Annotated in this window: 26 protein-coding genes; 5 read left to right on the top strand and 21 right to left on the bottom strand. The window is 58.1% G+C overall.

Translation table 11 applies throughout. The annotated features are described in order from the left end of the window. Positions 1 to 70: 70 nt before the first annotated feature. Positions 71 to 391: a DUF962 domain-containing protein gene (locus KZ772_RS18505; protein ID WP_290537873.1), complete on the bottom strand. Its 321-nt coding sequence runs from the start codon at positions 389 to 391 to the stop codon at positions 71 to 73. 290 nt (positions 392 to 681) lie between these two features. Here KZ772_RS18505 and KZ772_RS18500 point away from each other — a divergent pair, with 290 nt between their 5' ends. Further along, positions 682 to 1,929, top strand: a complete 1,248-nt coding sequence (locus KZ772_RS18500; protein WP_290537872.1) for a serine hydrolase domain-containing protein — start codon at positions 682 to 684, stop codon at positions 1,927 to 1,929. Here the strand turns inward: KZ772_RS18500 and KZ772_RS18495 are convergent. From KZ772_RS18495 to xerD, 8 genes are all read right to left on the bottom strand, one after another. Next, positions 1,912 to 2,133 (bottom strand): DUF3565 domain-containing protein, encoded by a 222-nt coding sequence (locus KZ772_RS18495; RefSeq protein ID WP_290539500.1) that lies wholly within the window; start codon positions 2,131 to 2,133, stop codon positions 1,912 to 1,914. The genes KZ772_RS18500 and KZ772_RS18495 overlap by 18 nt on opposite strands. Positions 2,134 to 2,192: 59 nt before the next feature. Then, positions 2,193 to 3,770, bottom strand: a complete 1,578-nt coding sequence (locus KZ772_RS18490; protein WP_290537871.1) for a BCCT family transporter — start codon at positions 3,768 to 3,770, stop codon at positions 2,193 to 2,195. Between the two features lie 165 nt (positions 3,771 to 3,935). After that, positions 3,936 to 5,072, bottom strand: coding sequence for a hypothetical protein (locus tag KZ772_RS18485; RefSeq protein ID WP_290537870.1), 1,137 nt, complete (start codon positions 5,070 to 5,072; stop codon positions 3,936 to 3,938). Between the two features lie 491 nt (positions 5,073 to 5,563). Then, the gene (gene thrC / locus KZ772_RS18480; protein ID WP_290537869.1) at positions 5,564 to 6,646 is read right to left on the bottom strand and encodes a threonine synthase; all 1,083 of its coding nucleotides are present in this window, start codon (positions 6,644 to 6,646) and stop codon (positions 5,564 to 5,566) included. A 58-nt stretch (positions 6,647 to 6,704) separates the two neighbouring features. After that, on the bottom strand, positions 6,705 to 8,006 hold the full coding sequence (locus KZ772_RS18475; RefSeq protein ID WP_290509545.1) for a homoserine dehydrogenase: 1,302 nt from the start codon (positions 8,004 to 8,006) through the stop codon (positions 6,705 to 6,707). Between the two features lie 88 nt (positions 8,007 to 8,094). Further along, positions 8,095 to 9,285 carry an alanine transaminase gene (alaC, locus tag KZ772_RS18470; RefSeq protein WP_290537868.1) on the bottom strand — a complete coding sequence of 397 codons (1,191 nt, stop codon included), beginning with the start codon at positions 9,283 to 9,285 and terminating at the stop codon, positions 8,095 to 8,097. A 121-nt stretch (positions 9,286 to 9,406) separates the two neighbouring features. After that, a complete protein-coding gene (locus KZ772_RS18465) occupies positions 9,407 to 10,153 on the bottom strand; it encodes a DsbC family protein (protein ID WP_290537867.1) in 747 nt (248 codons plus the stop codon). Positions 10,154 to 10,199: 46 nt separating this feature from the next. Then, positions 10,200 to 11,108, bottom strand: coding sequence for a site-specific tyrosine recombinase XerD (xerD, locus tag KZ772_RS18460; protein ID WP_290537866.1), 909 nt, complete (start codon positions 11,106 to 11,108; stop codon positions 10,200 to 10,202). A 184-nt stretch (positions 11,109 to 11,292) separates the two neighbouring features. Here xerD and KZ772_RS18455 point away from each other — a divergent pair, with 184 nt between their 5' ends. Then, a complete protein-coding gene (locus KZ772_RS18455) occupies positions 11,293 to 11,547 on the top strand; it encodes a GlsB/YeaQ/YmgE family stress response membrane protein (protein ID WP_290537865.1) in 255 nt (84 codons plus the stop codon). A gap of 313 nt (positions 11,548 to 11,860) precedes the next feature. On the opposite strand, the gene rplS is transcribed toward KZ772_RS18455, so the two are convergent. The 5 genes from rplS to ffh form a co-directional block, all read right to left on the bottom strand. After that, a complete protein-coding gene (rplS, locus tag KZ772_RS18450) occupies positions 11,861 to 12,217 on the bottom strand; it encodes a 50S ribosomal protein L19 (protein WP_062816973.1) in 357 nt (118 codons plus the stop codon). Between the two features lie 10 nt (positions 12,218 to 12,227). Beyond that, positions 12,228 to 13,010 (bottom strand): tRNA (guanosine(37)-N1)-methyltransferase TrmD, encoded by a 783-nt coding sequence (trmD, locus tag KZ772_RS18445; protein WP_290537864.1) that lies wholly within the window; start codon positions 13,008 to 13,010, stop codon positions 12,228 to 12,230. Then, positions 13,011 to 13,532 (bottom strand): ribosome maturation factor RimM, encoded by a 522-nt coding sequence (rimM, locus tag KZ772_RS18440; protein WP_303760816.1) that lies wholly within the window; start codon positions 13,530 to 13,532, stop codon positions 13,011 to 13,013. A 17-nt stretch (positions 13,533 to 13,549) separates the two neighbouring features. Continuing rightward, complete coding sequence (rpsP, locus tag KZ772_RS18435) at positions 13,550 to 13,798, bottom strand: 30S ribosomal protein S16 (RefSeq protein WP_035247836.1); 249 nt, start codon at positions 13,796 to 13,798, stop codon at positions 13,550 to 13,552. A 410-nt stretch (positions 13,799 to 14,208) separates the two neighbouring features. Beyond that, complete coding sequence (gene ffh, locus KZ772_RS18430) at positions 14,209 to 15,627, bottom strand: signal recognition particle protein (RefSeq protein WP_290537862.1); 1,419 nt, start codon at positions 15,625 to 15,627, stop codon at positions 14,209 to 14,211. A 206-nt stretch (positions 15,628 to 15,833) separates the two neighbouring features. Between ffh and ccsA the strand changes: the two genes are divergently transcribed. Both ccsA and KZ772_RS18420 read left to right on the top strand, forming a co-directional pair. Next, entirely contained in the window at positions 15,834 to 16,634 is an 801-nt protein-coding gene (gene ccsA, locus KZ772_RS18425; protein ID WP_290537861.1) for a cytochrome c biogenesis protein CcsA, read from the top strand. A 335-nt stretch (positions 16,635 to 16,969) separates the two neighbouring features. Beyond that, positions 16,970 to 18,232 (top strand): HlyC/CorC family transporter, encoded by a 1,263-nt coding sequence (locus tag KZ772_RS18420; RefSeq protein ID WP_290537860.1) that lies wholly within the window; start codon positions 16,970 to 16,972, stop codon positions 18,230 to 18,232. 153 nt (positions 18,233 to 18,385) lie between these two features. On the opposite strand, the gene rssA is transcribed toward KZ772_RS18420, so the two are convergent. Genes rssA through KZ772_RS18400 form a run of 4 tightly spaced genes read right to left on the bottom strand, consistent with a single transcriptional unit; the run spans position 18,386 to position 20,649 of the window. Next, on the bottom strand, positions 18,386 to 19,312 hold the full coding sequence (rssA, locus tag KZ772_RS18415) for a patatin-like phospholipase RssA (RefSeq protein ID WP_290537859.1): 927 nt from the start codon (positions 19,310 to 19,312) through the stop codon (positions 18,386 to 18,388). Then, complete coding sequence (locus tag KZ772_RS18410) at positions 19,309 to 19,515, bottom strand: DUF1289 domain-containing protein (protein ID WP_290537858.1); 207 nt, start codon at positions 19,513 to 19,515, stop codon at positions 19,309 to 19,311. Before KZ772_RS18410 ends, rssA begins: the two co-directional genes overlap by 4 nt. After that, a complete protein-coding gene (locus tag KZ772_RS18405) occupies positions 19,512 to 20,048 on the bottom strand; it encodes a gamma carbonic anhydrase family protein (protein WP_290537857.1) in 537 nt (178 codons plus the stop codon). The genes KZ772_RS18410 and KZ772_RS18405 overlap by 4 nt, the downstream gene beginning before the upstream one ends. 25 nt (positions 20,049 to 20,073) lie before the next feature. Continuing rightward, on the bottom strand, positions 20,074 to 20,649 hold the full coding sequence (locus KZ772_RS18400; protein WP_290537856.1) for a CoA pyrophosphatase: 576 nt from the start codon (positions 20,647 to 20,649) through the stop codon (positions 20,074 to 20,076). A 171-nt stretch (positions 20,650 to 20,820) separates the two neighbouring features. On the opposite strand from KZ772_RS18400, the gene KZ772_RS18395 reads away from it, so the two are divergent. Next, positions 20,821 to 21,384, top strand: coding sequence for an NUDIX hydrolase (locus KZ772_RS18395; protein WP_290537855.1), 564 nt, complete (start codon positions 20,821 to 20,823; stop codon positions 21,382 to 21,384). Positions 21,385 to 21,543: 159 nt separating this feature from the next. On the opposite strand, the gene KZ772_RS18390 is transcribed toward KZ772_RS18395, so the two are convergent. From KZ772_RS18390 to KZ772_RS18380, 3 genes are all read right to left on the bottom strand, one after another. Beyond that, the gene (locus tag KZ772_RS18390) at positions 21,544 to 21,876 is read right to left on the bottom strand and encodes an NGG1p interacting factor NIF3 (RefSeq protein WP_290537854.1); all 333 of its coding nucleotides are present in this window, start codon (positions 21,874 to 21,876) and stop codon (positions 21,544 to 21,546) included. Between the two features lie 144 nt (positions 21,877 to 22,020). Beyond that, on the bottom strand, positions 22,021 to 22,719 hold the full coding sequence (locus tag KZ772_RS18385; RefSeq protein WP_290537853.1) for a PaaI family thioesterase: 699 nt from the start codon (positions 22,717 to 22,719) through the stop codon (positions 22,021 to 22,023). A gap of 2 nt (positions 22,720 to 22,721) precedes the next feature. Beyond that, positions 22,722 to 23,387: a PaaI family thioesterase gene (locus KZ772_RS18380; RefSeq protein ID WP_290537852.1), complete on the bottom strand. Its 666-nt coding sequence runs from the start codon at positions 23,385 to 23,387 to the stop codon at positions 22,722 to 22,724. Positions 23,388 to 23,521 lie beyond the last annotated feature (134 nt).

Here is a 23,521-nt window from a genome sequence, read left to right as displayed (position 1 = left end):
ACAACGCTTCATGCTGGCATGCACCAGACGACACTTAAGCAGCTTGGGATCGTCTGAATGCGGCGATTGTTTACCAATCAATACGACGGGTGAGGATGTCCTTGTACATGACAAAGTCGCCCATCAGGCTGTACCAAGGATGCTTGAAAGTGGCAGGGCGGTTTTTTTCGAAAAAAAAGTGGCCGACCCAGGCAAAACCGTAGCCTACTACCGGCAGGGCAAACAGCCACCAGGCACTCAACACCCCGGTGATGATTGTCGCCAGCAATACCAGCAGTAGCGTGGTCCCCACAACGTGCAGACGGCGGCAGGTAGGATTACCGTGTTCCTGCAGGTAGTAGGGATAAAACTCGGCGAAACTCTGAAAATCGGATTGCTTGATGGTATTCACGTAACCTCCTGAAAATGCCGCTGTTGTTCTGAGTATAACCTCCTGATCCTGCAAGGACCGGGGCTCAAAGTCTTGTAACCTGCGGCTGTCGTACACGGTTACCTGACAGTGTAACGCAGAGCTCTCGGCCGGTACGGTCAAAACATTGTGATATGGCGCCATCATGATGGCACGGGCGACCATTGCAGAGGAGCCTCCCCCGTGGACAATGTCGTCCTTTCACAATAAACACTATATTGATACTTATCCCGTCATTTCGGGTCCGGCACGACTTGTTACCAGAGACTTTTATGGCTTTACGTCCGCGCATCAACCGCCTGCTCAGCAAACATGGCACCCCCATTCCCCGCAGCCTGGACGGCCTGATCCGTCAGGGGCAGGAAGCGCCACCAGAGAAAACCGGCATGGGGTCCGAACAGGTAGAAGCCATCTGGCGGGCCACCCGCAAGCTCTACCGGGGAGGCATGAGCCCAGCCATCAGCCTGTGCCTGCGTCGCCACGGCGAGATCATGCTGGACCGCAGCATCGGCTACGCAGACCCGGAGAGCCAGCGAATCATGACCCCGGATACTCCGGTCTGTCTGTTTTCCGCGTCCAAGGTGGTGGCCGCCATGATGGTCCATCATCTGGTGGAAACCGGGCAGCTGGATCTGGATGACCCGGTCACCCGTTATCTGCCCAAATACGGCCAGAATGGCAAGGGCCGCACCACCATCCGCCATCTGCTGACGCATCAGGCCGGCATCCCCCGCCCCCCGGCACAGGTGGAACCGGAGATTCTCTACCGCCCCCAGGAGATCATTGATCTGCTGTGCGAAGCCAAACCCAGTGGCCTCAACACCCAAGCCTACCACGCCATTACCGCCGGTTTTATCCTCGGCGCCATCGTGGAGACGGTAACCGGGGAAGACCTCAACGCCACCCTGGACCGGGTGATCCGTCAGCCCATGGGCATGAAATATTTCACTTTTGGGCAGACCGGCCCCGAACGTGCCCGGGATGTGTCCACCGGCGTGCCCATGAAACTGGTGGATCTGTTTCTGACCTATGCGGTGGGCGGCAGCATCGATGAAGTGGTGGATGTGACCAATGATGACCGCTTTCAGGACATCATCGTACCGGCGGGCAACCTCTATGCCACCGCCGAGGAAGCCAGCCGCTTCTTCCAGATGCTGCTCAACGATGGCCTCTACAACGGCCAACAGATCTTCAAGCCGGAAACAGTGGCCCGTGCCCTGCAGCCGGCCTACCACCGCCCGCGCTTTGACCGCAGCCTGTTCCTGCCGCTGAATTTTTCCAGCGGCTTCATGCTGGGCAACCGGGGCATGGGCATGTTCGGTCCCGGCGCGCCCCACGCCTTTGGTCACCTGGGCTTTATCAGCATCTATTGCTGGGCGGACCCCCAACGAGCACTGAGCGGCGCCCTGCTGACCACCGGCAAAGGCGTGGTCGGCCCGCACCTGCCGGCGCTGTTCGGACTGCAACACACCATCAACCGTCATACCCGGCTGCGGGATTCCTCACCCATCACTGTCTGAGGGAAGCGGCATACCCCGTTGACACTGGGTACAGGTAACCACCATCCCCATATGCCGGGCACGCCCGGCTTCGCTGGTCACCCAGGGACGATTGATAAAGGGTGGCTGATGGCGCACATGCTGGCGATGGCCGCATGACAGCAACATTACCCAGTCGCTATGCTCATCCTGCGTAAAACCGGTCACCGTGGCCTGCCAGGTCATGATATCACCCAAAAAAATGCCCGCTGATGCGGGCATTTTTTCTTTCCTAGTCATTACAATCAAGCGGTTTTGAGTGCCTTGAGCCGCTTGCTCTCTGCAGAAAGTCCCATGTAGAGACTGACGCACATCAGCAGCAGGACAAAGGTAAACGGTAGCCCGGTAGCTACGGCACCAGATTGCAGGGCCTTGAGTGCTTCCTTGCCACCGCCATACAGCAGGGCACCGGCGATAACACCCTCCATCACAGCCCAGAAAACGCGCTGTGGAACCGGTGCATCCAGCTTGCCGCCAGCGGTAATGGAATCAATCACCAGTGAGCCGGAATCCGAGGACGTCACGAAGAACACCAATACCAGCACAATACCCAGGAACGACATGATGCTGGTAAAGGGCATGTTTTCCAGCATCTGGAACAGGGCCAGAGATGCATCACTGATGCCACCGGCCAATTCGCCAACGCCGTTAATAGCCTGATTCAGACCGGAGCCACCAAAGGCAGACATCCAGATAATGGTGATGATGGTCGGCACCAGCAGTACTGCGGTAATGAACTCACGTACCGTGCGGCCCTTGGAAATACGGGCGATAAACATGCCCACAAAGGGTGACCAGGAAATCCACCAGGCCCAGTAGAACACGGTCCAGCCGTGGAACCAGGCATCATCTTCGCGACCGATCCAGTTACTCAGCGGCACGATATTGGACAGATAATCCACAGCCGTGGTGCCAAAGCCGGTGATAATCAGTAACGTCGGGCCGGCGATAATCACGAAGAACAACAGGAAAAGCGCCAGCGTCATGTTGATATTACTGAGAATTTTCACGCCACCATCCAGACCACGCATCACCGAGATCACCGCCACCGCTGTCACACCAAAGATAATGGCGATCTGTACATTGATGGCATTGGGCGTATCAAAAAGGAAATGCAGACCACCCGACGCCTGCTGCGCGCCGAGGCCCAGAGAAGTGGCCAGGCCAAAAATCGTTGCCACTACTGCCAGGGTATCAATGATATGCCCGGGCCAGCCCCAGCAGCGTTCACCCAGAATGGGATAGAAGGCGGAGCGAATGGTCAGCGGCATGCCCTTGTTATAGGAGAAGAACGCCAGCGACAGGGCCACCACGGCATAGATCGCCCATGGATGCAGGCCCCAGTGATACATGGTGGCACCCATGGCCATATGGCGGGCCTCTTCGGAACCGGCTTCCACCCCCAGCGGAGTGCCGTACCACTGGCCGTTCAGATAGGCCACCGGTTCTGCCACGCTCCAGAACATCAGGCCGATGCCCATGCCGGCGGCAAACAACATGGCAAACCAGGACAGTGTGGAGAACTCCGGTTTGGCTTTCTGCCCACCAAGACGAATCTTCCCGGTAGGCAACAACGCCAGCGCCACACAGAACAGCACAAAAATATTACCGCTGACCATGAACAACCAGTCGAAATGCTCAATAGCCCAACCCTTGGCGCCATTGAGCATGCCGTTGGCACTTTCCGGAAATGCCAGTGTTCCGGCAACAAAGGCAATCACCAGCACGGCACTGATAAAGAAAACAGGATTGTGCAGATCCATCCCCAGGACCTGCACATTATCCTGGCCGACATCATAGTCGGTATCGTAATCAATACTCATTTTAGCTCCGTATTCCGTCTTGCTTCAGGGTGCGCAATGAATGCCGCAACTTACAGCCAGTCGGTCCGGACGATGCCGGGGTTGCTTCCCCGAAACATGCACTCCTCAAAAGGCACTACATCATCTGAACCCGAGTAGGCAGCCCCGCAGGGCCGCTACCGGCAATCAGAAATAAAAATCAAACGAGGCGTAGACGGCGCGGAAATCCGCTTCGTAAATGTCACCGTTTCGATCTACATCCCCATCAGACCACAGATACTCCAGATACAGCCACCCCGGACCGTATTTGTAACTGACACCAGGCGCATAGAACTCCACATCATCGGCGTCATTGCCGCGGGTATCAGTGCTCGCCACACCTGCGTCCAGGTAATAGCTCCAGCGGTTCTGGTTGTAGATCAACTGAGCCATGTGAACCTGGGTTTCCACTTCTTCATCGGCAGGCGCAGCACCACCCACAAGAAATGCATCCATGCCACCGAAGTCGCGCATGGTATCGATGAACTGATAACGGGCGGTGAAGTCATTCATGCTGAAGGTATAGTGCAGATTCAGCGCTTCATGATCCCCTTCATCATCCCTCGCCTTGGCCTCAGCCGCAGTCAGATCCTGAAGACGACCTTTCTGATAGGAGAGCCCTACCGTATGGCCATCCATGAAATTCCAGTCGCCATTTACCACCCCGGTCTTGATCTTGCGGTAGGAGGTAGCACTGCCCCAGTGACCGTTATCATCCACAGTATCGGTGCTGGTTTCTCCCCAGTCATCCTGATGGTAGTAGGCCACATCATAGCTGAACGCATTCATGGCAGAGCTCAGCTTGAAACCCACATCCATCTGGTCACCGTAACCCCCAAGCACCCCTTCACCGGGCCAGAAGTTGACGGTTTTCCAGCCGAAGGGCACCTGACTTTTCCCCACCGTCAGCAAGGTATCATCATCAAATTCGTAACCGATCCATGCCTTGTGCATGGTGAAGGTATCACCGGAGTTGTTGTTCGCCGGGTCGGTAAAACCACCAGTACCAATGCGACCTTCCGCACTGAAACGCCAGGGTCCATGGGAACCATCATCATTGGCATAAACAATCAGCGCGGGGTCGGCGAAGTTACCACCGGTTGTATTATCCAGGTCTTCATCAAAGGCTGAGGAAGCACCGGAAAAATCGGAGTCCGTGACATATTGATAAACCCACCAGACACCGGCACTTAGCTCGGCACCGGCATGGGCATTGAGGGGAATGGACGCAGCAAGCAAACAGCTCAAATAGCCAGTGCGCTTTGCAAAAGCACGCTTATTCATCTAATGCTCCCTTCTCTGATTTTCTTTACAGACTAAATATTGACCAAACAAAGTCAAATTCCGGCACGATTGACACAGCCTTCGCAGACAGGAAATCGATACACCGTCATGACAATACAAGGAGAGGATGACCGCACAGGGCCGGAGAACGGGCGGAAAATCAGCCCGAGAAAGACAACATACAGGTAGGTGGTTTCAATAATCTCGACACGGAGTCGTGTTACCCCTGCTTCCCAACAAGAAAACGCACCCTAACATATTCTGGAGAATGATTTTTCTTGCATCACCAAAAAAATGAAAAATCTCAGCGGGTCCGAGGCACATGATTGACGGGAAAAAGTGTATCCATTTTTAGACGCCAACAACATAGAGAACGTTAGCGCGAAAATCGGCGAAACCAATCTCCCGCCCAACCAAAACCCCAGATATCGTCCCGGCAAAAAAAAAACGGAGCGACCATGCGCTCCGTTTTTACCGATCGCTGTAACGGATCAGGACATATTGGACAGGATGGCACCTTTCACCGCGTCCAGGTCCGCATCGATGGTCACCATGCGGCTGTCCTGGCATTGAGCAATGGCCGTGTCCGGATCTTTCAGGCCGTTGCCAGTCAGGGTGCAAACGATGGTGGAGCCTTCCGGGATCTTGCCCGCCTTGATGTCGCGCATGGCGCCACCCAGGGAAGCCGCAGACGCCGGCTCACAGAAGATACCTTCCTTCTCGGCCAACAACTTCTGTGCCGCCAGGATTTCCTGGTCGCTCAGTTCGTCGAACCAGCCACCGGATTCTTTCTGCAGGGCCCAGGCCTTGTCCCAGGACTGCGGGTTACCGATACGGATCGCCGTGGCCACGGTTTCCGGCTCTTTCACCGGCCCACCACGCATGAAAGGCGCAGCGCCTTCGGCCTGATACCCCACCATCTTCGGTGCGCTGTTCACCACACCGGCTTTCTTGTATTCGCTGTAGCCCATCCAATGGGCGGAGATGTTGCCCGCATTACCCACCGGCAGACAGTGGAAGTCCGGGGCACGACCCAGCTCTTCAACAATTTCGAAGGCGGCAGACTTCTGGCCCTGCAGACGATAGGGGTTCACGGAGTTTACGATGGTCACCGGCGCCTTTTCAGCCACCTGCTTGACCAGCTCCATGCCCTGATCGAAGTTGCCACGAATCTGCATGATCACTGCACCATACATCATTGCCTGGGCCAGCTTGCCCATGGCAATTTTGCCTTCCGGGATCAGCACAAAAGCGGTGATGCCTGCACGGGCCGCGTAGGCCGCGGCCGCCGCAGAGGTATTACCGGTGGAGGCACAGATGATGGCATTGCTGCCCTCTTCCACCGCCTTGGTCACCGCCATGGTCATGCCGCGGTCCTTGAAGGAGCCGGTCGGGTTCAGGCCTTCGTATTTGACGTAGATATCCACGTCCTTGCCCAGCATCTTGGGAATATTCTTCAGACGGATCAGGGGCGTGTTGCCCTCACCCAGGCTGATGATGGGCGTGTCATCATTCACCGGCAGGTGGTCGCGGTAGCGGTTAATCAGGCCGGTGTAACGGTCACGAAAAGGCATGTTCAAATCTCTCTCAAAAAGCGTCTGACGTCTGACGTCGGACGTCAGACCCGGTATTTCAGGCGTCCAGCGTTTCCACCCGGATACGCATTATATCGCTATCCACGGTATCAAGGGCACCGATCTTGGCCAGCGCCAGGTTCATGTCACCCTCGCGGACTTCGTGGGTCATCATCACGATGGGCACCAGCCCCTGGTCCACTTCCCGCTGTATCATGGCATCAATGCTGACATTGTTGTCGCTGAGGATGCGGGTCACGTCGGCCAGCACCCCTTTCTTGTCCTGCACATGCAGGCGCAGGTAGAAACAACAGGACACATCATCGATGGTCAGGATCGGCTCATCGGACATGTGGTCGGTGTGGAAGCCCAGGTACGGCACCCGCTCGTCGTGGTCCACGGTCAGGGCACGGCCCAGTTCGATGATGTCCGCCACCACCGCAGACGCGGTGGGCTCGGCGCCGGCGCCGGCGCCATAGAACATGGTCGGGCCCACAGCATCACCGTGGATCATCACCGCATTCATGACACCGTTGACCGCTGACAGCATGGTTTCCTTGGGCACCAGGGTCGGGTGTACACGCAATTCGATGCCCTTGCCCGTGTCCTTGGCGATGCCAAGATGCTTGATGCGGTAGCCGAAATGAGCAGCACTAGCCACGTCTTCGGTGGTGATGCGGCTGATCCCCTCGGTGTAGACCTGGGAGAACTGCAGCGGGATACCGAAGGCGATGGACGCCAGAATGGTCAGTTTGTGGGCCGCGTCGATTCCTTCCACATCGAAGGTAGGGTCCGCTTCCGCATAGCCAAGCTGCTGAGCTTCGGCCAGCACGTCATTGAAGTCACGGCCACCCTCTTCCATCTCGGTAAGGATAAAGTTGCCGGTGCCATTGATGATGCCCGCCAACCAGTTGATATGGTTGGCGGCCAGCCCCTCACCCAAGGACTTGAGGATGGGGATACCCCCTGCCACGGAGGCCTCGAAGGCCACATCCACGCCGTTATCCTGGGCGGCCTGGAAGATCTCGTTGCCGTGCTCGGCGATCAGCGCCTTGTTGGCGGTGACAATATGCTTGCCGTTCTTGATGGCGGTGAGAACCAGCTCACGGGCGGTATCGATGCCACCGATCAGCTCCACCAGGATATCGATATCCGGGTCTGTGGCTACGGCGAAGATATCCCGGGACAGGCGAATACCCTGGGTGTCGCAGGCGGGATTGTCCCGGCGCGCACCGATGTGGGTAATTTCAATCGGACGTCCCACGCGGCGGGCAATATCCCGCGCATTGCGCTTGAGAACGTTGACAGTGCCTGAGCCCACAGTGCCCAGACCAGCAATACCCACCTTCACCGAATCCACAGCCTATCCTCGTTTCATTTATCAGTGTGTTGAAAAGCCCTGTTGCGACTTCTCACGCTACCCCTGCGACCTGCCGCAAAGGCAAAAGTCAGTCCAGCAGGCCGTCCTGGCGGAACATCTTCTTGATGCCGCGGATGGCCTGCCGGGTCCGTTGTTCGTTTTCGATCAGCCCGAAACGCACATGATCATCGCCGTAATCGCCGAAGCCAATGCCCGGGGAAACCGCCACACCGGCATCGGTAAGCAGTTTCTTGGAGAATTCCAGCGACCCCATCTCCCGGTAAGGTTCGGGGATTTCCGCCCAGACAAACATGGTGGCACGGGGCCTTTCCACCTGCCAGCCGATCTCCGCCAGGCCGTCCACCAGCACGTCCCGGCGCTTGCGGTACATCTCGCAAATGTCGGCCACACAGGTCTGATCCCCTTCCAGGGCGGCGATGGCGGCCACCTGAATCGGCGTAAAGGTACCGTAATCCAGATAGGATTTGATCCGCGCCAGGGCATGGATCAGCTCCTTGTTGCCGCAGCAGAAGCCCACCCGCCAGCCGGGCATGTTATAGCTCTTGGACAGGGAGAAGAACTCCACTGCCACGTCTTTTGCCCCTTCCACTTCCAGGATGGAAGGCGCCTTGTAGCCATCAAAGACGATATCCGCATAAGCCAGATCGTGAACCACCCAGATCTGATGCTCACGGGCAATGGCCACCACTTTCTCGAAGAACTCCAGGTCAACGCACTGGCCGGTGGGGTTGCCGGGGAAATTGAGCACCAGCATTTTCGGCTTGGGCCAGGATTCCTTGATCGCCCGCTCCAGCTCCACGAAGAAATCCACCCCTTTCACCATGGGCACATGGCGGATATCCGCATTGGAGATCACGAACCCGTAGGGATGGATCGGGTAACTGGGGTTGGGCACCAGCACCGTGTCTCCCGGCCCCATGGTAGCCAGCGCCAGATGCGCCAGGCCTTCCTTGGAACCGATGGTGACGATGGCCTCGGATTCCGGATCCAGATCCACGGCATAACGGCGCTGGTACCAGTCGGCAATCGCCTTACGCAGGCGAGGAATGCCCCGGGACTGGGAATAGCGGTGGGTATCTCCCCGCTGCACCGTTTCAGTGAGCTTGTCGATAATGTGTTTCGGGGTGGGCTGATCCGGGTTACCCATGCCAAAATCGATAATATCCTCACCCCGCGCCCGCGCTGCCTTCTTCAAATCGCCAACAATATTGAAGACATAGGGCGGCAGACGACGAATTCGCTGGAAATCTGTTTCCACGACAGCACCTTGGGTGAGGGAAAAATGAAGGCGGACACATTAACGGCGCATCTCTGCGCCGTCAATGTATTCACACTGTATTCCCGGCCCGAAAGCGCCGGATTACGCGGGGTTCAGCCCGTTACTCAAGCCGCTCGAGGAGCTGCTCCGGGGTCACGTAGCCCCCCAGTTGCTTGCCCTCGGTGGAATAGATGGCCGGAGTGCCACGCACGCCGAAGGTGTTGCCCAGCTGATACTGTTCATCCACCGGTTTGGCGCACTCGCTCAGCTCCGCCTGGACCACTTCGTCTTTCAGCTTGGCATCGGTGAGCGCCTGGGCGCGATCTTCCGCACACCAGATGTGGCGCATGGCCGCCGCCGCTTCGGTGGTCGCACCACCGCGGGGGAACGCCAGGTAGTGAACGGTGACACCCGCGGCGTTGTAATCGTCAATATGCCGATGCAGCTTGCGACAAAAACCACAGGTGATGTCGGTGAACACAAAGACCTCGGCTTTTTCGTCTTCCGCCGTGTAGGTGATCATGTCCGCCGGATCCAGTGTCTTGATGCCCTCTTTACGGACTTTCTCAAAGCGCTGCTCAGCCGGGTTGACCACTTCTCCGTCCTTGATCTCCAACAGCTTGCCGATCAGGAGGTGGCGGCCATCCTCGGTCATGTAGACACTTTCACGGCCGTTAACATTCAGCTCGACCATTCCCGGTATCGGTGCAGCACTTACCTCGGTCACTTCCATGCCATCGAAAGCTTCCTCGAAAGCCGCCTTGGCCTTGTCGCCGTTAACAGGGTCACTGCTCTTGGGTTCAGACTTTGAATCCGCCCCGCAAGCGGCCATCAGCCCCGTCAGTACCACCAAAAACCATTTATTCATTCTGTCGTTACTCCTCATTTACCCTCTTGGAACCGGATTGCCTGCATCAGGTTCCCGAGCGGGGGTGATGTTTCTGGTACAGATCCTGTAACCGCTGCTGTGCCACATGCGTATAAATCTGGGTGGTGGACAAATCGCTGTGTCCCAGCAACAACTGCACCACACGCAAGTCTGCCCCGTGATTCAACAGATGGGTGGCAAATGCATGACGCAGTGTATGGGGTGAGAGTTTTTTTTCCACCCCGGCAACCACCGCCATCTGCTTGATACGATGCCAGAACGTCTGCCGAGTCATGCAGGTGCCGCGGCGACTGGGAAACAGCAGTTCCTGGTTGTCACCCAGCAACTGCGGGCGAGCGTCACGAAGGTAACGGCCCAACCAGTGAAGCGCCTCCTCGCCCAGGGGCACCAGGCGTTCCTTGTCACCTTTGCCGATCACCCGCACCAACCCCTGGCGGGGGTTGATCTGGCTCTGGGTCAGGGTAACCAGCTCGGTGACCCGCAAGCCGGTGGCGTAGATCAGTTCCAGCATGGCCCGGTCACGCAATCCCAGCGGGGTGGACACATCCGGCGCCGTCAGCAGCGCTTCCACATCCGCTTCGGTGAGGGTTTTCGGCAGCGGCCGGCCGGTTTTCGGGCGCTCAATCAACAGTGCCGGGTCTTCTTCAATCTGCCCTTCCCGCTTCAGCCAGCGGTAAAAGCTTTTCACCGCTGACAATTGCCGAGCTACCGAGCGGGCGCCGACGCCCTGCTGATGACGATCGGCCAGAAATTCCAGCAGCTGGTAACGCTGACATTGCAGCAGGCTGCCATGCTGGCCCTGCAGCCACACTGCCAGCTGGCGAATGTCACGCCGGTAACTCTCCAGGCTGTGCTCGCTGAGCCCTTTTTCCAACCACTGCTGATCCAGCCAGCTGTCGATCAGGCGCCCATGGTCATCGGTTAACTCGTTCATTTCTGAATAAGGCCTTAAACAGTAATAAAAAACAATGGGTTAACCAGAAATCAAAGACGAGCTCCGTTTCCCCTTTTACCAAAAATTACGTCCAAGAGCGGCCGAAGTTAACGACAGAGGCCGTATTTTGCGGCAACAATGGTGACACCATGCATATTGAAAACGACTACCAAGGAGAGGAAATATGGGCATTCTATCGTGGATCGTATTTGGTCTGATCGCCGGTATCATTGCCAAATGGATTATGCCGGGCAAGGATCCTGGCGGCTTTATCGTCACCATACTGATCGGCATCGCCGGTGCCTTTGTCGGCGGCTGGCTGGGCTCCATCACCGGGATTGGTGGATCCATGGGCAGTTTCAGCCTGGGCAGTTTTGTCACAGCCATCGTCGGCGCGCTGATTCTTCTCGCGCTTTATCGTATGCTCAAGAAGGCATAAAAAAATGGCACATTGCAACGCGGGCCACCAGGTTTCCTCCGGAACAAAAACCGGGCTGCCTGGCGGTAACGCTTACGGGAATATCTTCCTTGAATGCTGGCATGGCTACCGCCTTTGACACCGCACAGGGCCAATCCGCGTTGCCCCTATCGCTTGAAACTGGCTTTCTGAGCCTCACCAACAAAAAAGCCGCGCCCTTTCGGGAGCGGCTTTTTTGTGTGGAGCATTTCTGTCTGGCCAGAGGTCGATTTCGCATGCCCTACAGCAAAGGCTAAACCGACATTCGCTCGCGACAGAAGATAAGCGCGGAGTCTTAGCGGATTTTTTCCTTGATCCGGGCAGACTTGCCAGAGCGGTCGCGCAGGTAGTACAGCTTGGCGCGGCTCACGTCACCACGACGATTCACTTCGATGGAATCGATCAGCGGGCTGTGCAGCTGGAATACACGCTCAACGCCCACACCGTGGGAGATTTTACGAACGGTGAATGCAGAGTTCAGGCCACGGTTGCGACGTGCAATCACAACACCCTGGAACGCCTGCAGACGCTCACGGCTACCTTCCTTTACTTTCACTTGCACGGTAACGGTGTCACCGGCGCCGAATTCCGGCAGATCGGATTTCAGCTGGGCTTCTTCGATGCCCTGGATAATCAGGTTCTTGCCACTCATGGCAGTGCTCCTAGTCTGTCGTTTTTGCTGTATGCGGCGACTGCTCGGCGATGTACTCATCCAGCAGCTGCTGCTCTTCGTTGCTCAAACCCCGCGCCCGGCGGGCTTCCAGCAGGTCGGGACGCTGTTGCCAGGTCCGTCCCAGCGCCTGTTTCAGACGCCAGCGGCGAATCAGCTCGTGATTGCCGCTCAGCAGTACCGGGGGTACTGCCTGCCCGTTGTACACCTCCGGGCGGGTGTAGTGAGGGCAATCGAGCAGGTGTTCGAATTCACCGGAAAACGAATCCTGCTCGGCGGAATCCTGGTGTCCCAGCACTCCGGGTAACAGTCGGCTGACCGCATCGGTCAGCACCAGCGCCGGCAGTTCACCGCCGCTGAGCACGTAGTCGCCGATGGAGATCTGTTCATCCACTTCGGCTTCGAGTAACCGCTCGTCCACGCCCTCATAACGCCCCGCCAGTAAAACCAGGCCGGGCTTTTCCGCCAGCTCCACGGCTTTCGCCTGGGTCAGCGGCTGCCCCTGGGGGGACAGGTAAATCACAGTGGCAGCCGGATTGGCAGCACGGGCAGCCCGCAGGGCTTTCGCCAGCGGTTCCACCTTCATCACCATGCCTGGGCCGCCGCCGAAAGGGCGATCGTCCACAGTGCGGTGACGATCTTCGGTGAAATCCCGGGGATTCACGGTTTCCAACTGCAGTTGGCCGTTTTCCACCGCTCGCCGGGTCACACCGAAGTCAGTAATCGCTTTTGCCATTTCCGGGAACAGGGTTATCAACGTTACCGAAAAAGGCATTTAAAACTCCGGATCCCAGTCCACCGTCATCCGGCCTTCAGCCAGATTCACCTCGGTGATGACATCGTCCGGCAGCCAGGGAATCAGGCGCTCGCGCCGATCCAGGCTGTTGCTGTCGCCGCGTACCGCCAGCACATCGTTGGCACCGGTTTCCAGCATTCGCACCACCTTGCCCAGGTCCATGCCGTCCACATGGTGAACGCGCAGGCCGATCAGGTCGCGCCAGTAGTACTCACCCTCCCCGGAGGTAGGAAGCAGATCACCGGGAACCCCGATTTCCTGCCCTACCAGGCTTGCCGCCGCTTCTCGATCGGTAATTCCCTCGATCTGTGCGATAAGCCCTTTGCCCTGGGGGCGAAAGCCGGTCAGTTTCACCGGCTTCCAGTGGCTACCCTGTTTCAGGTGCCAAGGCTGGTAGTGCTGGAGGTTATCCATGGGATCGGTATAGGAATACACCTTTACCCAGCCCTGAATGCCGTGCACCCCGAGGATGCGACCGACCACCTCCAGCTCAGAGGACACTTGCCCTCCCCCTGCCATCAGGCTTCCTTACGGGCCTGCTTAGCCAGGGTTTTGACACGGTCAGACAGCTGCGCGCCCTTGGCAACCCAGGCATCCAGGCTTTCCAGGTTCAGCTTGAGAGGGATTTCACCGCCGCGGGCGATGGGGTTGTAGAAACCCAGCTGCTCGATGAAACGGCCGTCACGGGCGTTACGGCTATCGGCAACAACAATGCTGTAGAACGGGCGCTTCTTGGAACCGCCACGGGCAAGACGAATAATTACCATGGTTCATTTACCTTTTATCAATCCGGTTTCCCGGCCTATCTCGTGATAAGCCATCGTATCCGCTTGAAAGCCAGCCCTGAGACACAGGGAAGGCCGCGAAGGGCGCGAATTATACAGAGAGAAACAGCGGGCAACAAGCTCCACGCAGCACTCTTCCTACAGCGCTACTGCAGGAGTACCTCTTGAGGTGCGAACCTCGCGCAGCGAGGCCATTGCCCGCAGGGCAATCAGGGCTTGCCGAACTCGACAGGTTTTTCCCTGGGATACGCACCCTCAAGGACGGTTCGCACCTCGAGAGGTGCTCCTACAATAATATCGGGAGCCTACCCCCAAACGAAGCGCGGGCAGAGAGGTGCTTTTCCCACCCACTCTGCCCGCGTTGCAGCTTGCGACTTGAAGCTTGCCGCTTTTTACATCGGCGGCATGCCGCCCGGTCCGCCCATGCCACCCATTCCGCCTGGGCCACCACCCGGGCCGCCGTTGCCGCCCATCATCCCTTCCATGCCTCGCATCATGTTCTTCATGCCACCCTTGGTGCGCATCTTCTTCATCATCTTGGCCATCATCTTCTGCTGTTTCATCAGACGATTCAGGGCCGGGATATCCAGGCCAGCGCCGGCGGCGATACGCTTCTTGCGCGATCCCTTGATCAGATCCGGGTTACGGCGCTCTTTCGGGGTCATGGAGTCAATCAAGGCTTCCATGTGCTTCATCTGCTTCATGGCCGCCGGATCCTGGGCCGCCTGCATCATGCCGCCCATACCGGGCAGCTTGTCGAGCAGGCCGGCCATGCCACCCATGTTGCGCATCTGCTGGAACTGGTCCTTGAGATCCTCGAAGTCCATCGCCTTGCCTTTCTTGAACTTCTTGGCAATTTTCTCGGCTTTGGTCTTGTCCAGCTTGCGCTCGGCTTCTTCCACCAGGGACAGCACGTCGCCCATGCCGAGGATCCGGCTGGCGATACGATCCGGGTGGAACGGCTCCAGGGCGTCGGTTTTCTCGCCCATACCGATAAACTTGATCGGCTTGCCGGTGAGGTGGCGAACCGACAGGGCGGCACCACCACGAGAATCACCGTCCGCCTTGGTGAGGATCACGCCGGTGAGCGGCAACGCCTCGTTAAAGGCCTGGGCGGTATTGGCGGCATCCTGACCGGTCATGGCGTCCACCACGAACAGGGTTTCCACCGGGTTGATGGCCCCGTGCAGACGCTTGATCTCGCTCATCATGTCTTCATCGACATGCAGACGGCCGGCGGTATCGACGATCAACACATCCATGTAGCGACGGCGCGCCTCTTCCAGGGCACCGTTGGCGATGTCCACCGGATCCTGGTCGCCGGTGGAGGGGAAGAAATTGGTTTCCACCTCACCCGCCAGGGTCTTCAACTGCTCAATCGCCGCCGGGCGATAGACGTCGGCGGACACCACCATGACCTTTTTCTTCTCGCGCTCCTGCAGGAAACGGGCGAGTTTGGCCACGGAGGTGGTCTTACCGGCCCCCTGCAGACCCGCCATCAGGATAATGGCCGGCGGCTTGGTGGCCAGGTTGAGGGCGTCGTTGGCGTCGCCCATGGTGTGGACCAGCTCGTCGTTGACGATCTTCACGAACGCCTGGCCGGGGTTCAGGCTCTTCAGGACTTCCTGGCCCAGGGCCTTTTCCTTTACCTGTTCGACAAACTCTTTCACTACCGGCAGGGCCACATCGGCCTCCAGCAGTGCCTTGCGCACTTCGCGCAGGGTGTCGCGGATATTGTCTTCGGTCAGGGCGCCCTGACCTGCCAGGTTTTTAAGCGACGATCCCAACCGGTCGGTGAGATTCTCGAACATGGGGTTACCTCCAAATACACCGTGTCTGCGGCCAGCTTCAGCCACCGCAGGGACAGGGGCGCGATTATAGCCTTCCTTGGCCGCCAACGTCATGGGGCAGACACAGGCAGAAAATGAGAATGATTGTTGATAGTCAAGTTATGCCTATGCCAGACTTCAGCGGCCCGCCACTTTATTCGGGTAATGACGACGGATAACAACGACCTATGAACCTTTCTGTGATCAGTGGTTTTGCAGCCTTTATCCTGTATGGGGTTGCCTGCCTGATCCTTTACCGGCAATACCGGGGGCAGCAGCGCCCTTCCCGGGCATCCGTACTGGTGCCTGGCAGCCTGGCCGTACTGGCCCATGGCCTCTGCCTGTGGCAGATCATCCTGACCCCCCAGGGGCTGCAACTGGGGGTGTTCCCGGTGGCGTCCACGGTAGCATTCACCGGCGCGATCGTGGTGCTGCTCTCCAGCCTCTACCGACCGTTCGAGTGGATTTCTGCGCTGGTCTATCCGTTCGCGGCACTGACCATCCCCGCCATGCTGTGGGTCAACACCGGCTATATTGCCCACCCGCTGGCCCACGGCCTGGGTGTGCATGTGCTGTTCTCGATTCTTGCCTACGCGGTGCTGGCCATCGCCGCCTGCCAGGCGGTACTGCTGTGGGTACAGGATCGCCAACTCAAAAGCGGCCATATCCGGGGCGTGATGCGGGTTTTCCCTCCCATCCAGGTGATGGAATCCATGCTGTTCGAGGCGATCTGGCTGGGCCAGATACTGCTCACCGTGGCGATCTTCAGCGGCTTCCTCTACGTGGACAACCTGTTCGCCCAGAACCTGGCGCACAAGAGCATCCTGACGCTGGTGTCCTGGGTGGTGTTCGCGATCCTGCTGACCGGTCGCTATCTGCGCGGCTGGCGCGGGCGTACCGCCATTCGCTTTACTCTCAGCGGTTTTGCCGTGTTGCTGGTGGCCTTTTTCGGTAGCCAGCTGGTGCTGGAATTTATTCTCAAGCGGTGAGGCAGCAACAAGCTTCAAGCCACAAGCTGCAACGCGGGCCGGGCCGGGCCGTGCTGATCGGATAGTACCTTGCCCGGGTTTTTGTAGAAGCTGTCCGTAGGAGCGTCGCTCGCGGCGCGATTCGGCGTTCATTGTGGCTGCGCATCGTCTGATCAGTAAAACCTGTCGGGCTCTGAGATTCCAGATCGCCCTACGGGCGATTTCCGCGCAAGCGCGGTTCGCCATGCAAGCATGGGCTCCTACAGCGGCTTCGTAGGAACGTAGCTCGTTGCTTGACACCCCCAACCCCCAGCCCGAACAATAGCGGGCCGACTGGCGGATAAACGACTTTTCCTTTGGATACCTACTCTGACGGGTGGCTGATAGGCGCCCTGATTGCCCTGATTCTTGGCTCTGCCTTCTTCTCCAGCAGTGAAACCGGCATGGTGGCGATAAACCGCTATCGCCTGCGTCATCTGGCCCGTCAGGGCCACAAGGCTGCCTCCCGGGTAGAGGCGCTGCTCAAGCGCACCGACCGGCTGCTGTCCGTCATTCTGATCGGCAACAACTTCGTCAACAATTTCGCCGCCACGGTGGCCGCCATTCTGGCGATTCGCTGGCTGGGCGACAGTGGCGCCGCGGTGGCACCGGTGGTGATCACCATCATCATGCTGGTGTTTGCCGAAATCACCCCAAAGACCTATGCGGCCATGAAGCCAGAACGGGTGGCTTTCCCGGCCAGCGTGCTGCTGAAACCCCTGCAGGTTCTGCTGGCACCCCTGGTATGGATGGTTAACGGCGTCAGCATGATGCTGTTAAGGCTGGGCGGCATCCGCCCCAACGATCAGGATGAGGATCACCTGAGTCCGGAAGAACTGCGCACCGTGGTCAACGAAGCGGGCGGCCTGATTCCGGAAAATCACCAGAAGATGCTGCTCAACATCCTCGACCTGGAAACGGTGACCGTGGAAGACATCATGGTGCCGCGCAACGAGATGGTGGGCATCGATCTTGAGGATGACATGCACGACATCCTCACCACCCTGCGCTCCAGCCAGCACACCCGCCTGCCGGTATTCAACGGCGACCCGAACAACATGATCGGCCTGCTGCACCTGCGCAAGCTCAGCCGTTTGCTGCTCAAGGAAGACATCAACAAGGCGGAGTTGATGCAGCACACGGTGGAGCCCTACTTTGTCCCAGAGGGCACCTCCCTGCACCAGCAGCTGATCAATTTCCAGAATGCCAAGCGCCGTATCGGCATCGTGGTGGACGAATACGGCGATGTACTGGGGCTGGTTACCCTGGAAGACATTCTCGAAGAGATCGTCGGCGAGTTCACCACCGACCTGGCCGCCAGCAGCCCGGACATCCACCCCCAGGATGACGACAGCTATGTGATCGACGGTTCCGCCACCCTGCGCGAAATCAACCGCAGCCTGGACTGGGAACTGCCCACAGACGGCCCCAAGACCCTCAACGGCCTGATCCTGGAATACCTGCAAGACATCCCCGACGCCAACATCTCGATAAAGATCGATCAATACCAGATCGAGATCCTGCAGGTGAAGGACAATATGGTGAAGGCGGTGAAGGTGAGGAAGGCAGGAAACAGTTAACAGTGAATAGTTAACAGTTCGCGTTGTAACGCTTTCGATTTTCAAACCTAAGAGGCCGCGTCCAGAGCATGGGCGCGGCCTCTTACGTTTTAGAACAATAACGCCTAAACCGCGCAACTGTTCACTGATAACTATTCACTGTTAACTGCCCTTTCAAACCCTATCCGCCACCGGTGAGCCCACCCAGGCGAGGATGTCCGATTCATAACGTTTCACCAGGGCGCGCCCCTCCTGGATAGCCTCCTTGGCGCGATGAAAATCCATCAGCGCAAAATCTTCCAGCAGAGGTACCAATGTCACCTCCGGCGGGTCACCAGCCATACGTGAGCGGGTGATGCGGTCCTGCATGATGTTGATGCTGGATGCCACCACATCGAAAAAGCCCGGATCGTCACCCTCTTCGGAAATGAAGTAACCCATCATCTTGTGCCAGATGCTGCGTTCTTCGTCACTGCCCTCTTCTCCCTGGGCCTGACTACGAGTGTCCCGGGACAGATGGGCACCAACCAGCTGGGCGTTGAGGTTCACGGCGATAACCACATCCGCTCCCATGGCGCGTGCGGCAGACACCGGTACCGGATTAACCAGCCCCCCGTCCAGCATCCAGCGACCCTGCATTTTTACCGGTGAAAACAAACCCGGCAGCGCACAGGACGCGCGGGCGGCATCCAGCATGGTGCCTTTGGTGATCCAGATTTCCCGGCCAGTCTTCATGTCAGTGGCCACGGTTACCAGCTTCTTCTCCAGAGTCTCGATATCCGGATTTTCATGATGCTCGCGGAAGAAATTGAACAGCTTCTCCCCCTTCACCATCCCGCCGGACAGACTGATATCCAGCAACCCGAACACATCCTTGACGGTAAGCGACTGCACCCAGTCAGCAAACTCGTTGAGGGTGTCTGTCACGTAGGCGCCGCCCACCAGGGCACCAATAGACGTTCCGGCCACCACCTGGGGCTGCACACCGATTTCTTCCAACGCCTGAATCACACCAATGTGCGCCCAGCCGCGGGCAGAGCCACTCCCCAACGCCAGGCCGATCACCGGTTTGTGAGATGCCTGATCATCAATATCGGTCATGATGAATTTTTCTCCTTGCGGACAACACAGGGGGCCGGCTCACCGTTCATACGTTGTTCAATACGACGGAATACTTCCTGCTTTTCCTCATCGGAAAGCAGCCCCCAGATGGAAATTTCTCCGCCACTACGGAAACACCCCACGCAGATATCATTTTCATCCAGCGCACAGATGGAAACGCAGGGAGATATCAGCTGGCTCATGACGGAAACCGTTCGTCCACTTCCAGATGCTCACTGAATTCCTTGGCATGGGCCACATAGTGCATGCTGCTCATGGTCAGCATGGCCTTGTGTCCGTCGGTGATTTCCTTGACCACCTTCGCCGGGGAGCCCATCACCAGGGAATTATCGGGAATCTTCATGCCTTCCGGCACCAGGGAATTGGCGCCGATGATGCAATTCTTGCCCACCACCGCCTTGTTCAGAACCACCGCGTTAATACCAATCAAGCTGTTATCGCCAATGGTGCAACCATGCAGCATGACCTTATGGCCCACGGTCACATCACGGCCGATTTTCATGGGCACACCCGGGTCCACATGCAGTACGGCGCCGTCCTGAATATTGGTGTTTTCACCAATCTCGATCACATCATTGTCAGCGCGCAGTACCGCATTGAACCAGATGCTGGTGTTGGCTTCCATGATCACCGAGCCGATCACGGTGGCGTTGTCTGCGATCCAGTGGCCGGCGCCACGTTGCTCCAGTTGTCGGCTGCCAAATTTATAAATCATCACTGCTTTCCTTCGTTGGCGAACGTCAGTCCGTCACTTCAAACTCGATGTTCGCATCATAAACGTGGTTGATCAGATCCAGAATCATGAAGGCGGTCAGCCCCCAGATGCGCTTGTCTTCGTAGTAATAGCTGGGAATCCGGAAACGGCGGCCAAAAAAGTCGATGGGGCTGGACAGCTCCGGCACTTCATCCAGAAAAAACTGCAGCGGCACCTGAAAAATCGACTCGATTTCACCGGGCTCTGCCACCAATGTCGCCTCGGGCCGAACGATGCCTACAAAGGGCGTGACTTTCATGCCATAGCGGGAGGCCAGCGGCGACAGCTGGCCAAGCACATCCACAAAGCCGGGATCCAGCCCCACCTCCTCTTCGCTTTCCCGCAGGGCCGTCATCAGCAGGCTCTTGTCTCCCGGGTCCCGCTTGCCACCGGGAAACGCCACCTCACCGGCATGGGTGGGCATGGTGTTGGAACGCACGGTCAGAATCAGGCGCGGCTCGGGATCATCAATCAGCGGCATCAGCACCGCCGCTTCCGGCAGTGCCAGCGGCAGCTCCGTGCGTTTGTAGTGCGGCAGTCGCTGCCTGAGCTGATCGAGCACAGCCTTCTCCTGTAGTGCATTCAACAGTGCATTCAATTCAAACGGTAGTTTGAACAGGCAGGCCGTCGGCGGCAAGCCTGTGATCACAGTAACATCACCGCCGGGCAGATGGGGCCGCCGCGGATTCTCCTGTATCATCAGGTTTTTGCCGCATCCGGAGCGAGAGGTTTCATGAAATTCTGCAGTCACTGCGGTAGCGACCAGATCGGTTTCAGCATTCCGGAGGGGGACAACCGGCCCCGTTACTGGTGCCCCGATTGCCAGACTATCCATTACCAGAACCCCAAGATCGTGGTCGGCGCAGTCCCCATCTGGGAAGGCAAGGTGCTGCTGTGCAAGCGCTCCATCGAACCGCGCAAGGGCTACTGGACCCTGCCCGCCGGCTATATGGAAAACGGGGAAACCCTGCAGGAAGGCGCGGCCCGGGAAACCTGGGAAGAAGCCTGTGCCACAGTGGCCATTGGCGATTTGTACACCGTCTTCAACCTGCCCCATATCAATCAGGTCTATGTGTTCTTTCTCGGCAAACTGGAAGACGGCAAGTACGACGTGGGCGAGGAAAGCAGCGATGCGGGCCTGTTCGGTCTGGATGAAATTCCCTGGGATGAACTGGCCTTTCCGGTGGTCGGTCGCACCCTCAAGTTCTATATCGATGATCTCAAGCGTGACGAGTACCCGGTACGCATTCAGGAAGTGCCGCCGATCGGCAAGAAGCACCTGAGCCGGGACGCATAATACGTCTGTAGAAACCGCGAGGAACAAGGCTGAATATCGCGTCTGAACATTCCTGATCACCCACGGGGCGGTTTCCTCGCTACGCTCGGTTCGCATGTCGCAGATCCCCTTGGGGGCAAGCATAGCTCCTGCGGGTGCCTTCGAGGCTCCCTCGGCAGGTCACCCCGGCAACGGTTCCAGGCGCCACAGGTCAATGGCGGGCTCTTCGTAGGGGTGGGCCAGGCGCAGGGCACTGATCACGGTCTGCGCCCGCGAAGCCGGGCAGATTGTCTCCACCCGATACTCTTCCACCACTTCCACGTCGCCGCCAGTCTCCCCGATATAGGGGTTGCTGCCTTCCAGAGGACGGAACTGGCCTTGCCCCAGAGTCTGAAAACAACAGCAATCATAATCGCCGATATGCCCGGCGCCGGCTTCGAAGATGGCGTTCTTTACCTGCTCCACATGGCTTGTCGGCACGTAAAAGCACAGTTTGTAATACAGCTCATCCATTGCGGCCTCCTTGTTATCGCTCGGCCATACTGTCACTGCAACCCGACTCGGCTACAGGGGGGCGATCAGTTACAAGTTTAACGTTAAAAATCGCGGGCGAGGCCTGTGCTTATTGCCAGAGGCCTCGCCCGCGCTTTGAAACTTTCAACTTTCAACGTGTAACTCGGCAAACTCCGGCTTCAGAGCATAATCGCCGTGGGCAGAAATCCAGATGCCTTCGGCGGCGACGGTCTGTTGCCCATTGACCCAGACACTGCCTTCGCAACGCAGCTTGCGCCGCTCCAGGGTGACCAGCCGGGCCTCGAACTCCACCGGTGTATTGATGGGCGTACCCGCCAGATAGCGAATATTGAGGGTACCGGTCATGCCGATCTGTTTCACGAAATCCTGGGTTTTGGCCATCAGCATATCCAGTGCCAGGGACAGCACACCACCATGTACCCGCCCGGGTGGTCCCTGAAAGGCCAGGCCAAAGGTGGCGCGGCCACGGACCCGGTCCCCATCCAGCCACAATTCCAGCGGTGGTGACATGGCGGAGGCCTTGCCGGTAAGGATTTCGAAATCCACCAGATCGGTGACATCATCGGCGGAGCCTTCTCCGGCCAGCAGCCTTTCCAGAATGCCGTTATAGTCCCGCTGGCCATACTGGGCCAGATCGTTGCGCAGCTGGCGGATGTGTTCAATATATTCGTGAAGCTTGTCGTCCGGCGCATCCAGACGCAGAACCTGCTCGGTCAACCCGACCAGTTCCTGGCCCAGCTGCCGGTGCAGTCGCGCCCGGGGCGAAGGTTCCGGTGTTTCCGCCACGAGAATGTCGCGGAAGTGATAACGTCGCTCGCTCATGACTACCCCAGACTCTTCGGTGTCAGCCAGATGCCTTCCGCGCTGACCGTCTGGGTGTCACCGTGCCAGATGCCGCCTTCCACAAAGATCTTGCGGCCTTCCTGGCCGGTGATCCGGGCCCGGCAATGGATGGTATCTTCGATGGGAGTGGCCGCCAGGTAGCGAATATTCAGGGTACCGGTTACACCCAACCGGAACGCCGCATGCAGGGCCCGGGACAGGGCCGCGTCCAACAGCCAGGCGATCACACCACCGTGCACCCGCCCTGGTGGCCCCTGATATTGCAGCCCCAGACGCAGGGCCCCTTCGATACCGTTCTGATCTTCCTGCAGCCACTCCACCTGGGGGGCAATGGGGTTGGAAGGCCCACCCACCGGGTCGTAGTCCATCATGTGAAAAATATCCTCGGTGGTGGCCGAGCCAGTAAACAGCTTGCGATTGGCCGCGCGGGTATCGCGCCGCTCCGGCTCCCCCACCGTTGCCACCAGCGCTTCCAGCTGATCCGCCCAGCCACTGAGCGTGTCGAGATCGCCCTCGGCCCGAATCAGCCGCTCCGCCAGAGTCTGCATGGCCGCACTGATACGACGTCGCTCAACAAAATCCGCCGGCACAGGCTCGTTGCTGTAGGCCTTTTGCAATTCGAAAGGCCCGAAGGTTTTTTCTGACACAGGAACACCAGTAGGTAGTGAATAGTTAATAGCAAAATCTAAACAAGCGTTTGATTCTGAGGGGAGCCGCTATTCAGCTCAAGCTCATAAAAGGACATAAAAAAGGCGGAAATAGCCAAGCCATTTCCGCCTTT

The sequence above is a fragment of the Alcanivorax sp. genome, from assembly GCF_019431375.1.
GTDB lineage: Bacteria > Pseudomonadota > Gammaproteobacteria > Pseudomonadales > Alcanivoracaceae > Alcanivorax > Alcanivorax jadensis_A.
This window is presented reverse-complemented; position numbering and strand designations above follow the sequence as displayed.

What these genes read in the sequence shown, in the direction of transcription:
- KZ772_RS18455 (WP_290537865.1), top strand. Translation starts at nt 11,293, where the DNA reads ATGGGCATTCTATCGTGGATCGTATTTGGTCTGATCGCCGGTATCATT.
- KZ772_RS18410 (WP_290537858.1), bottom strand. Translation starts at nt 19,515, where the DNA reads ATGAGCCAGCTGATATCTCCCTGCGTTTCCATCTGTGCGCTGGATGAA.
- KZ772_RS18465 (WP_290537867.1), bottom strand. Translation starts at nt 10,153, where the DNA reads ATGAATAAATGGTTTTTGGTGGTACTGACGGGGCTGATGGCCGCTTGC.
- KZ772_RS18395 (WP_290537855.1), top strand. Translation starts at nt 20,821, where the DNA reads ATGAAATTCTGCAGTCACTGCGGTAGCGACCAGATCGGTTTCAGCATT.
- xerD (WP_290537866.1), bottom strand. Translation starts at nt 11,108, where the DNA reads ATGAACGAGTTAACCGATGACCATGGGCGCCTGATCGACAGCTGGCTG.
- KZ772_RS18495 (WP_290539500.1), bottom strand. Translation starts at nt 2,133, where the DNA reads ATGACCTGGCAGGCCACGGTGACCGGTTTTACGCAGGATGAGCATAGC.
- thrC (WP_290537869.1), bottom strand. Translation starts at nt 6,646, where the DNA reads ATGCCTTTTCGTGACCGTTACACCGGCCTGATTAACCGCTACCGCGAC.
- KZ772_RS18390 (WP_290537854.1), bottom strand. Translation starts at nt 21,876, where the DNA reads ATGGATGAGCTGTATTACAAACTGTGCTTTTACGTGCCGACAAGCCAT.
- rpsP (WP_035247836.1), bottom strand. Translation starts at nt 13,798, where the DNA reads ATGGTAATTATTCGTCTTGCCCGTGGCGGTTCCAAGAAGCGCCCGTTC.
- KZ772_RS18500 (WP_290537872.1), top strand. Translation starts at nt 682, where the DNA reads ATGGCTTTACGTCCGCGCATCAACCGCCTGCTCAGCAAACATGGCACC.
- rssA (WP_290537859.1), bottom strand. Translation starts at nt 19,312, where the DNA reads ATGACCGATATTGATGATCAGGCATCTCACAAACCGGTGATCGGCCTG.
- ccsA (WP_290537861.1), top strand. Translation starts at nt 15,834, where the DNA reads ATGAACCTTTCTGTGATCAGTGGTTTTGCAGCCTTTATCCTGTATGGG.
- KZ772_RS18485 (WP_290537870.1), bottom strand. Translation starts at nt 5,072, where the DNA reads ATGAATAAGCGTGCTTTTGCAAAGCGCACTGGCTATTTGAGCTGTTTG.
- KZ772_RS18405 (WP_290537857.1), bottom strand. Translation starts at nt 20,048, where the DNA reads ATGATTTATAAATTTGGCAGCCGACAACTGGAGCAACGTGGCGCCGGC.
- trmD (WP_290537864.1), bottom strand. Translation starts at nt 13,010, where the DNA reads ATGCCTTTTTCGGTAACGTTGATAACCCTGTTCCCGGAAATGGCAAAA.
- rplS (WP_062816973.1), bottom strand. Translation starts at nt 12,217, where the DNA reads ATGAGTGGCAAGAACCTGATTATCCAGGGCATCGAAGAAGCCCAGCTG.
- ffh (WP_290537862.1), bottom strand. Translation starts at nt 15,627, where the DNA reads ATGTTCGAGAATCTCACCGACCGGTTGGGATCGTCGCTTAAAAACCTG.
- KZ772_RS18385 (WP_290537853.1), bottom strand. Translation starts at nt 22,719, where the DNA reads ATGAGCGAGCGACGTTATCACTTCCGCGACATTCTCGTGGCGGAAACA.
- KZ772_RS18490 (WP_290537871.1), bottom strand. Translation starts at nt 3,770, where the DNA reads ATGAGTATTGATTACGATACCGACTATGATGTCGGCCAGGATAATGTG.